The sequence below is a fragment of the Sulfitobacter sp. G21635-S1 genome (assembly GCF_027213915.1).
GTDB lineage: Bacteria > Pseudomonadota > Alphaproteobacteria > Rhodobacterales > Rhodobacteraceae > Sulfitobacter.
Window position 1 is genome coordinate 23,627 of sequence record NZ_JAPWGV010000040.1, and the last position, 10,312, is coordinate 33,938.

Below are 10,312 nucleotides of genomic sequence, written 5' to 3' on the forward strand. Positions count from 1 at the left end.
ACTGTTTATATAGGGATAGCATGGCGCGGCGTCCAGTGGGGGGAGGTGGTGCAGCAGGCTGGGCGGGGTTGCGGACGTTCGCCGTGGTTTGCGCAGAGGTCGGGTATGGGGGCTTTGCTGCCGTGCCATTGGCGCGGTGCATAGCCCCAAGCGCCCCCGCCCGGCGTCAGCCGGGCATCGCCCGACCTCCCCCCGGAGGGCGATTTTGCAGCCTCCTCCAAGCCATGACCGGCCTGCGGGCTGAGATGTTCTCTACCACTCATAGGTTCGGAACGCCCTCCAGGTCGGGCGATACCCGGCCGACGCCTCATGTCACCCAGGGCCCCATCGTTGCCATTGGCTGCGCCTGCTGCGCATGCCCGCTCCGGGCCGTTCCCGATTACGCCTTGCGCCGGCGCACCGGCTGCGGTTTCACCCTTGCTTCGATCTCGTCGTAGACCTTGCCGACGATGTCCTTGCCGGTGGCCTTTTCGATGCCTTCGAAACCGGGGGAGGAATTGACCTCCAGCACCTTTGGCCCGCTTTCGGAGCGCAGCAGGTCCACGCCTGCCTTGCCCAGGCCAAAGGCGCGGGCGGCGCGGACGGCGGTGTCGCGTTCCTCTTTCGAGATGCGCACGACCTTGGCCGAGCCGCCGCGGTGCAGATTGGACCGGAAATCGCCCTCCGCCCCGGTGCGTTTCATCGCCGCGACAACCTTGCCCGCGACCACCAGACAGCGGATGTCTTCGCCTGCCGCCTCTTTCACGAAATTCTGCACCAGAAAATTCGCCTTGAGGCCCCGGAACGCGTCGATCACGGATTCGGCGGCCTTTTTGGTTTCGGCCAGCACCACGCCTTTTCCTTGCGTCGATTCCAGCAGTTTCACGATCAGCGGCGCGGAGCCGACCAGCGCCATCAGGTTGGAGGTGTCCTTGGGCGAGGCGGCAAAGGCGGTGGTGGGCATGCCGATCTTCTTGCCCGCCAGCACCTGATGGGCGTGCAGCTTGTCGCGGCTGGCAAGGATGCCTGCCGAGCCGTTCACGCAATAGGTGCCGATGGTTTCGAACTGCCGGATCACGGCGCAGCCATAGGGTGTGACGGAAGCCCCGATGCGCGGGATCACCGCGTCATAGCGGGGCAGGCGCTTGCCGTCATAATGCACTTCGGGCGCCAGAGAATTGATCGCCATGTAGCAGCGGGTGGTGTCGATGACCTCCACGGTATGGCCGCGCGCCTCGCCGGCCTCGACCAGACGGCGGGTGGAATAATTGTCCTCGCGGCTGAGCACCGCGATGCGCAGGGCGCGGACGGGGGCGGCATGGCGCACCTTTGCGGAATGATAGACATCATAGCTGAGGTCGGGCTGCAGCCGCCGCTCCGTGGGGGAAATGATGATATGATCCCCCAGCGCCTGACGGCCCAGCAACATGCGGCTGGTCAAGCCCGCCCGGTTGGTCAGGGTGATTTCGATGGGCCAGCTCTGGCCGCCGACCTCAAGCGTGGAGGCGATGACCAGCCGCTGTTCGCTTTCGCCGTTCGAGGAGGTGACCTCGCGCCGGTCGATCAGCGGGGCAGAGCAGGTGATGGAGATGTCCTCGCGCCCCGGAATCGGATGCACGTTGAAACGGACCTTGGGTTTCGCGGCAGAGCCGAAGGTTTCGATGTCATGGGCATGCAGCGCAGAGGTGCGCGCGCCGGTGTCGACCTTGGCCTTGATGGCGGGCAGGCCCAGATCGGGCAGGGAGACCCATTCCTCCCATCCGAAATTCAGTTCGTTCACGGCGTTTCTCCTGCTGCTGCGCGGCCTGCCTAGCGGCTTGCCCGGCGGGCTTCAAGCTGGTGTTACGTCCGGCGGCAGGATCGGAAAAATCCGCGCGCCGGTCTCGCGTTCGATGCGCGCGGCCTCGGCCAGCAGGGCTTCGCGCAGGCGGCACTCCACATCCCAGAAAGTGGCCGGATTCGCGGTCGGCAATTCGAAGCGGACCTTGATGCCGATGGCGTCCTGTCCGGTCACATTGACCCTGGCGCGCTCCATCGGGGAGACATCGGAAGGGTCTTCGTAGCTCAGCAGATCGAGGAACACCTGCCGCAGGCGCTCCACGTCGGCACCATGGGCCAGGGTCAGTTCGATGGGGCGGACCATTTCGGGCTCTTCGATCGACCAGTTCTCGAAGGGGTCCGACACAAAGGTGCTGACCGGTACGATCAGCCGGGTGCCGTTCCAGATCATCAGCTGCACATAGGTGAAATCAATCCGCTCCACCGTGCAGAAATGCCCTTTGAACATCAGCTGGTCACCGATCCGCGCCGAGCGGTTGAGCGCGATCTGCACCGAGGCCAGGATATTGCCGAGCACTTCGCGGGCGGCAAAGCCCAGCACGATGGTCAGCGCCCCGGCAGAGGCCAGCAACGAGATGCCAAGGGTGCCATAGGCGGTGATGGAGCTGAGCACGACGCCCGAGGCGGCGAGGGTCGCGATGACGATGACAAACTTGCGCGCGGCGGAAATGGTTGTGGCCACGGCGCGCAGATGGGCATTCTGCGGGTCCGCAAGCTCGGTCGCGGTGGAGACGCTGATGCGGTCGAAGACCTCGTCGATCACCAGCACCACCGCCAGGGTGATCGCCACCACGTAAGAGATCAGCACCAGCGGCGAGACCACCGCGTCGATGATGCCCGTCACCACCAGCACCCGGCTGGTTGCGGTGCCGATGATGGCGGCAAAGATGGTGATGGCCGCGGGCCATTTCAGCGAGCGCGCGAGGAACCGGGCACCGCGCCGCCGGGCGGTTTCGCCCAGTCTGCGCAGTATCCGGAAGGCCAGGGCAGCGACGATCAGCGCGGCCAGCGCCACCAGTGGCAGGAACAGCACCTCCCAGAGGAACATGCCCCAGAAGGCGGGTGTGCGCAGCCATTCCGGCAGAGCCAGTTCCAGATCGGTCGGCCCGTAAAGCGCGTAGAGTGCGGGAATGTTGTCCACGCTTTGCCGCGAGAACACCCAGACGGGTTCCTTGGTGTCTGCCGCCTTGATCCGGTTCAGCCGCAAGGGCACCAGATGGCCGCCGCGTTCCATCCGGTCGATCAGGATGGAGCGGCGTTCGCGGCCGGTGTCATTGTCCTCTGAATTGCCGGAGAGCCAGCCGTCCGGCCGGTCTTCGAGCGAGGACCAGGGGATCACCACCTTGCGTTCCAGGATCACCGACAGCATCCGCGCGCGTTCGGTGCCGATGCTTTGCTGATCGGCCAATGCCACGTCCGACAGATCCAGCAGATGCGCGGCGACGCTGAAATGGCCGTGTTCCGCGAGGTAGAGGAAGGTTTCCATCGCGGCCATCGGCGTGGCGCGGTCCAGCGTGGCGGGGGGTGCCGCCATGCCGGCGTTCAGGCTGTCCTGCTCGAACCAAGGCTCCTGCGCAATGGCGGCAGGGGCCAGCCAGATCAGACAGGCCGCCAGGGCGGCGGCGAGGGTCCGCAGGAAGGGTTTCAGAACGACCTGATGCATCGACAGGAAACTAGCCCGCCCTGCCTTTGGTCAAGTCCTGCGTCAGTTGTCGTTGATGTCGTGGGTGACGATCCGCGCACCGCTGGACTGGTGGCGGAATGCAAAGCGCAGGATGATCCAGCCCACAAGCGACAGGATGGCAAAGAGCGCGAGCAGGGCAGGAATGTCAATGGCCGGCAGGATCAGCACAAGGCCCGCCATTGCCAGCGCCCCCAGGGCAAAGCCCAGAAAGATGAAGCCCGGTGCCAGCAGTTCAAGCACGCCAAGCGCCAGCGCGATGCAGATCCAGACCCACCAGAGTGTCAGATAGGCCTCCATCAGCCGCGCCCTTTCAGCAGTTTGAAGGCATCGCCAAAGGCGGCCAGCGCCTCGGCCGGGACGATGATGGTCTGGTTGCCTTCGCCCGAGCCCATGCCGTTCAGCGCTTCCACCTGCTTCAGGGCAATCTGGTATTGCGCGGCCTCCAGCCCGTTTTCGTTGATCGCCTGGGCCACGACCTGGGTGGCATAGGCTTCGGCCTCGGCCAGCACGCGGCGCGCCTTGGCGGTCTGTTCCGAGGCATAAAGCTCGGCGTCGGCGGCCAGTTCAACGGCGCGTTTCTTGCCCTCGGCCTCGGTCACCTGGGCGCGGCGGGCGCGTTCGGCGTTGAGCTGCTGCATCATCGCGGCGCGGGTGGCGGTATCGAGGTTCACATCCAGAATCTCGGCCCGCGTCACCTCGATCCCCCAGTTGTCCACGGCGTCCTCGACATTGGCCTTGATGGTGGTGATCAGCGAGGAACGGTTTGCCTGCACCTCGTCCAGATCCATCTTGCCGATCTCGGCCCGGACGATCCCCGCAACCGTGGTGGAAATCGCGCTGTCCACGTCGCGGATGCGGTAGACGGTCTTTTCCGGTTCGGTGATGCGGTAGAAGACGGAGGTATCCACCTGCGTCAGCACGTTGTCGCGGGTGATCGCATCCTGGCTGGCGGTGGGCAGCTGGCGTTCGAGTATCGACACCCGGTGTGCGATCCGGTCGATGAAAGGCACGATCAGGTTGATCCCCGGTCCCATCACCTTGCGCAAGCGGCCAAAGCGTTCGACCACATGCTGTTCGGACTGGGGCACGATCTTGACCGCCTTGAAGATGACGATGACGACAAGTGCGGCCAGCAACAGATATGCCAGGTTGTTTTCCAGCAATCCGACGATCAGGTTCTCGATGTCCAAAGGATCAATCCTTGTAAGGGCGCGTGATGTTTCATCTGAGCATTTTTCGGGCGAATTGCAAGTTTCACCGCAAGGGGGTATCCGCCTGCTGAGATTGCAGGGAGACGGCAGATGAGCCAGGTCAGCTTTGACATAAAGGCCAGCGATGGCAAGGCGCGCACCGGGGTGATCCGCACCACGCGGGGCGACATCCGCACGCCGGCCTTCATGCCGGTGGGCACGGCCGCCACGGTCAAGGCGATGATGCCCGAAAGCGTGGCCGCCACCGGGGCCGACATCCTGCTGGGCAATACCTATCATCTGATGCTGCGCCCCACGGCGAAGCGGGTGGCGCGTCTGGGCGGGCTGCACAAGTTCATGAACTGGTCGGGGCCGATCCTGACAGATTCAGGTGGTTTTCAGGTGATGAGCCTTGCCGAGCTGCGCAAGCTGACCGAGCGCGGGGTGACCTTCAAGAGCCATATCGACGGGTCGCGCCACGAGATCACGCCGGAACGCTCGATGGAGATCCAGGCGCTGCTGGGCTCCGACATCGTGATGTGTTTCGACGAATGCCCGGCGCTGCCCGCGTCGCGGGACCGGATCGCGGAAAGCATGGAATTGTCGATGCGGTGGGCGAAGCGGTCGAAGGAGGCCTTTGGCGACCGCCCCGGCCACGCGCTCTTTGGCATCCAGCAGGGCGGGCTGGAACGCGATCTGCGCCAGCAGAGCGCCGAGGCGCTGCGCGAGATCGGCTTTGACGGCTATGCGGTGGGTGGCCTGGCGGTGGGCGAGGGGCAGGCGGCGATGTTCGATTGTCTGGACTATGCGCCGGACCAGCTGCCCGAGGACAAGCCGCGTTACCTGATGGGCGTGGGCAAGCCTGATGACATCGTGGGGGCGGTGGCGCGGGGCATCGACATGATGGATTGCGTGCTGCCGTCGCGGTCGGGGCGCACCGGGCAGGTCTTCACCCGGCTCGGCGTGCTGAACATCAAGAACGCGCGCCACGCGGATGATCCGCGCCCGCTGGACGAAAACTGCAGCTGTCCGGCCTGCCGCACCTATTCGCGGGCCTATCTGCATCACGTCTTCCGCAGTCAGGAGATCATCAGCTCGATGCTGCTGACCTGGCATAACCTGCATTATTTTCAGGACATCATGGCCGGGATGCGCGGCGCCATCGCGGCGGGCACTTTCGCGGCCTGGCAGGCGGATTTCCATGCCACCCGTGCGCAGGGCGATATCGACCCGCTGTGAAGGGGACGGGCTGTATGCGGCGGGCGCGCGAGGGCGAGTTGGCCGGGGCCTTGTCAAACCGTTTCATGGGTCGGCAAGCGATCGCATTCATGAATTGTCTTTTGAATAAAGTGACCTACGCGTCTTTCTTCATGTTTCGGATTGCCGCGTCTTGTGATCGCGGCGCGGAAATTTCAAGGTCTTGCAGCGGCGCAGGGGCGCATTAGCTGTCATTTCCGACACCACCTTCATCAAGGACTCCCACAATGACACAACCGCTTTTCACCCCCGCGAAGGCCGGGGCCATCGAGGCCGGTAACCGGATCGCGATGGCACCGCTGACCCGCAACCGCGCCGACAATGTCACCGGCGAGGTCAGTGACATGCATGTCGATTACTACCGCCAGCGCGCCGGTGCCGGCATCATCATCACCGAGGCGACCCAGATCAGCCCCGAGGGCAAGGGTTACCTGCAGACCCCCGGCATCCACACCCCCGGTCAGGCTGCTGCCTGGCGTCGGGTGACGGATGCGGTGCACGAAGCAGGCGGCAAGATCGTCGTGCAGCTCTGGCACGTCGGGCGCATCAGCCATACCTCGCTGCAACCCGACGGCCAGCCGCCGGTTGCCCCCTCGGCGCTGAATGCGGGCAGCAAGACCTTTACCGCGAAAGGGTTTGAAAACACGTCTGACCCGCGCGCGCTGGAGCTTGCGGAAATGCCCCGGATCGTCGCCGATTACGCCCATGCGGCGGCGATGGCCCATGAGGCAGGCTTTGACGGGGTCGAGGTGCATGGCGCCAACGGCTATCTGCTGGACCAGTTCCTGAAGACCGGCAGCAACCACCGCGACGACGCCTATGGCGGGTCGGTGGAAAACCGCGCCCGGCTGCTGCTTGAGGTGATGGAGGCCGTCACCAGGGTCTGGGGCGGGGACCGTGTGGGCCTGCGCCTGTCGCCGTTCTCTCCGGCCAACGGGATCAGCGACGACAACCCGCAGGAAACCTTCGAATATGTGATCAAGGCGCTGAACCGCTTTGGTCTGGCCTATCTGCACCTGGTCGAGGGCGCCACCGGCGGATCCCGCGCCTTGCAGGAGGGGCAGAGCATCGACAGGCTGCGCAAGCTGTTCGAGGGGCCCTATATGGCCAACAACGGCTATGACCGGGAGATGGCGCTGAAAGCCGTCGCAGAGGGTCATGCGGATTTCATCGCCATTGGCCGTCCGTTCATTGCCAACCCCGATCTGGTGGCACGTTACGAGCGCGATCTGCCCCTCGCAGAGGGTGATCAGAGCACCTATTACGGCGGCGGTCGCGAAGGATATACCGACTATCCCGCAGCGGTCGCGCAAGCGGCGGAGTGACGATGCCTGACCGCGCGGCGCAACGCGCGGTCAGATGCGTTATGATGCCCGCGCAGCGCGACATATGTTGCGCGGGCAGGGCCTTTCGTTCATTTTGCGTTACATTCCTGTAAAAACCCCGGTTGCCATGACCGGACAGGCAGGCGATGATGACGCAAAGCCCGCGGAAGGGATTGAAACAGGCGGGGCAGATCTCCATATCCACCCCATGTCAGGAGACGGAGGCGGTTGCCTAATCAGGGACCTTTTCGTCTTGCTAGTAAAGGAAAAGAGCATGTTAGAGCCATTGAACGCTTCTTACCCGGTATTGCCGCTGCGCGACATCGTGGTGTTCCCACATATGATCGTGCCGCTGTTTGTCGGTCGCGAGAAATCCGTGCGCGCCCTGGAAGAAGTGATGTCCGACGACAAGCAGATTCTGCTGTCGAGCCAGGTTGACCCGGGCGAGGACGATCCCGAAAGCACCGGTATTTTCAAGGCGGGTGTGCTGGCCAATGTGCTGCAGCTGCTGAAACTGCCCGATGGCACCGTCAAGGTGCTGGTCGAAGGTCAGGCGCGGGTGCGCATCACCGAATACCTCGAAAACGAGAACTTCTTTGAGGCCCGTGCCGAGTATCTGACAGAGATGCCGGGCGATGCCGCGACCACGCAGGCGCTGATCAAGACCGTGGCCGATGAATTCGAACGTTATGCCAAGGTCAAGAAGAACGTGCCGGACGAGGCGCTGACCGCCGTGGGCGAGTCGGCAGAGCCTGCGCGGCTGGCCGATCTGGTTGCGGGCCATCTGGGCATCGAAGTGGAGCAGAAGCAGGACCTGCTTGAAACGCTCTCGGTCTCCGAACGGCTGGAAAAGGTCTATGGGCTGATGCAGGGCGAAATGTCGGTTCTGCAGGTCGAGAAAAAGATCAAGACCCGCGTGAAGTCGCAGATGGAGCGGACCCAGCGCGAATATTATCTGAACGAACAGATGAAGGCGATCCAGCAGGAGCTGGGCGATGGCGAGGACGGCAAGAACGAAGTTGCCGAGCTGGAAGCCAAGATCGCCGAGACCAAGCTGAGCAAGGAAGCCCGCGAAAAGGCCGAGGCAGAGATCAAGAAGCTCAAGAACATGAGCCCGATGTCCGCCGAAGCAACCGTGGTGCGCAATTACCTCGACTGGATGCTCTCCATTCCATGGGGCGTGAAAAGCCGCGTGAAAAAGGATCTTGGCAAGGCGCAGAAGGTGCTGGACGACGACCACTACGGCCTTGAGAAGGTCAAGGAGCGGATCGTTGAATATCTGGCCGTGCAGCAGCGCTCCAGCAAGCTGAAAGGCCCGATCATGTGCCTTGTCGGCCCTCCGGGCGTGGGCAAGACCTCGCTGGGCAAGAGCGTGGCCAAGGCCACCGGGCGCGAGTTCATCCGCATCTCCCTTGGCGGCGTGCGTGACGAGAGCGAGATCCGCGGCCACCGCCGGACCTATATCGGCTCCATGCCCGGCAAGATCATCCAGGCGCTGAAAAAGGCGAAAACCACCAACCCGCTGATCCTGCTAGATGAAATCGACAAGATGGGGCAGGATTTCCGGGGTGACCCGGCGTCGGCCATGCTTGAGGTGCTGGACCCGGAACAGAACTCCACCTTTGTGGATCACTATCTGGAGGTCGAATATGACCTCAGCAACGTGATGTTCCTGACCACATCGAACAGCTACAACATGCCGGGGCCGCTGCTGGACCGGATGGAGATCATTCCGCTGTCCGGCTACACCGAGGACGAGAAGCGCGAGATTGCCAAACAGCATCTGGTGGCCAAGCAGATCAAGAACCACGGCCTCAAGGCCAAGGAATTCTCGATCGAGGATTCCGCGCTGACCGGCATGATCCGCTATTACACCCGTGAGGCAGGCGTGCGGAACCTGGAGCGGGAGATCGCCAAGGTGGCGCGCAAGTCGCTGACCAAGATCATCCGCAAGGAGGCCGAGAGCATCACCGTGACCGGCGACAACCTTGAGGAATTCCTGGGCGTGCGCAAACACCGCTATGGCCTGGCCGAGAAGGAAGACCAGATCGGCGTGGTGACCGGCCTTGCCTATACCTCTGTCGGGGGCGAATTGCTTCAGATCGAAGCGCTGCGCCTGCCGGGCAAGGGGCGGATGAAGACCACCGGGAAGCTGGGCGATGTGATGAAGGAATCCATCGACGCGGCCTCCAGCTATGTGCGGTCGATCAGTCCGAAGATCGGGGTCAAGCCGCCGCGCTTCGACACGCTGGACATCCACGTTCACGTACCGGACGGGGCCACGCCCAAGGACGGGCCGAGCGCCGGTCTGGCCATGGTCACGGCCATCGTGTCGGTGCTGACGCAGATCCCGGTGCGCAAGGACATCGCCATGACCGGCGAGGTCACGCTGCGCGGCAATGCCTCTGCCATCGGCGGGCTGAAGGAGAAACTGCTCGCGGCCCTGCGGGGTGGCATCACCACGGTGCTGATCCCCGAGGAGAACGAGAAGGACCTGCCGGATATCCCCGACAACGTGAAAGAGGGGCTGACCATCATCCCCGTCAGCCACGTGTCGGAGGTTCTGAAACACGCGCTGGTGTCGGTTCCTGAACCCATCGAATGGGATCAGGAGGCCGAGGACGCCGCCGCTGCGGCCAGCCTGGCCTCGCAAAAAGGCTCCGGCGACAGCGCCACCGCGCATTAAAGCGTCCGGCCTTTCACCAGAACCATCCTGTGACACGGATGTCCCGAGAGCGCCGCAGGCGCGGCAGGGCATTCGTGTCTCAAGTTCAAGGTCGGGCGCGTCAAAGCGTCCGGCCTTTCACCAGAACCATCCTGTGACACGGATGTCCCGAGAGCGCCGCAGGCGCGGCAGGGTATTCGTGTCACAGGTTTAAGGTCGGGCGCTCTAAGCTCCGCGCCTGACGAAACACCAAAGCGCCCCGATCCACATCGGGGCGTGAGGCTGCTGAAAAAGCACGTTCCTGCACGCGCGCGGGGGGGGGGGGGGGCGGCGGGCGGGGGGGGGGGGGGGGGGGGCGGGGCGGGGGGGGCGG

General features: G+C 63.8%; 7 protein-coding genes. 3 read left to right on the forward strand and 4 right to left on the reverse strand.

Annotation, left to right across the window (positions count from 1 at the left end; all coding sequences use genetic code 11):
- Positions 1 to 379 precede the first annotated feature (379 nt).
- Genes rimK through O4H53_RS25420 form a run of 4 tightly spaced genes read right to left on the reverse strand, consistent with a single transcriptional unit; the run spans position 380 to position 4,686 of the window.
- Positions 380 to 1,759, reverse strand: a complete 1,380-nt coding sequence (rimK, locus tag O4H53_RS25405) for a 30S ribosomal protein S6--L-glutamate ligase (protein ID WP_269367716.1) — start codon at positions 1,757 to 1,759, stop codon at positions 380 to 382.
- A 51-nt stretch (positions 1,760 to 1,810) separates the two neighbouring features.
- A complete protein-coding gene (locus O4H53_RS25410) occupies positions 1,811 to 3,481 on the reverse strand; it encodes a mechanosensitive ion channel family protein (protein ID WP_269367717.1) in 1,671 nt (556 codons plus the stop codon).
- Between the two features lie 42 nt (positions 3,482 to 3,523).
- Positions 3,524 to 3,799, reverse strand: coding sequence for an NfeD family protein (locus O4H53_RS25415; protein WP_269367718.1), 276 nt, complete (start codon positions 3,797 to 3,799; stop codon positions 3,524 to 3,526).
- A complete protein-coding gene (locus O4H53_RS25420; RefSeq protein WP_443069640.1) occupies positions 3,799 to 4,686 on the reverse strand; it encodes an SPFH domain-containing protein in 888 nt (295 codons plus the stop codon). The genes O4H53_RS25415 and O4H53_RS25420 overlap by 1 nt, the downstream gene beginning before the upstream one ends.
- Positions 4,687 to 4,803: 117 nt before the next feature.
- On the opposite strand from O4H53_RS25420, the gene tgt reads away from it, so the two are divergent.
- The 3 genes from tgt (at position 4,804) to lon (ending at position 9,960) form a co-directional block, all read left to right on the forward strand.
- Complete coding sequence (gene tgt / locus O4H53_RS25425) at positions 4,804 to 5,931, forward strand: tRNA guanosine(34) transglycosylase Tgt (RefSeq protein ID WP_269367720.1); 1,128 nt, start codon at positions 4,804 to 4,806, stop codon at positions 5,929 to 5,931.
- Between the two features lie 245 nt (positions 5,932 to 6,176).
- Positions 6,177 to 7,274 (forward strand): alkene reductase, encoded by a 1,098-nt coding sequence (locus O4H53_RS25430; protein WP_269367721.1) that lies wholly within the window; start codon positions 6,177 to 6,179, stop codon positions 7,272 to 7,274.
- A gap of 274 nt (positions 7,275 to 7,548) precedes the next feature.
- Positions 7,549 to 9,960, forward strand: a complete 2,412-nt coding sequence (lon, locus tag O4H53_RS25435) for an endopeptidase La (protein WP_269367722.1) — start codon at positions 7,549 to 7,551, stop codon at positions 9,958 to 9,960.
- Positions 9,961 to 10,312 lie beyond the last annotated feature (352 nt).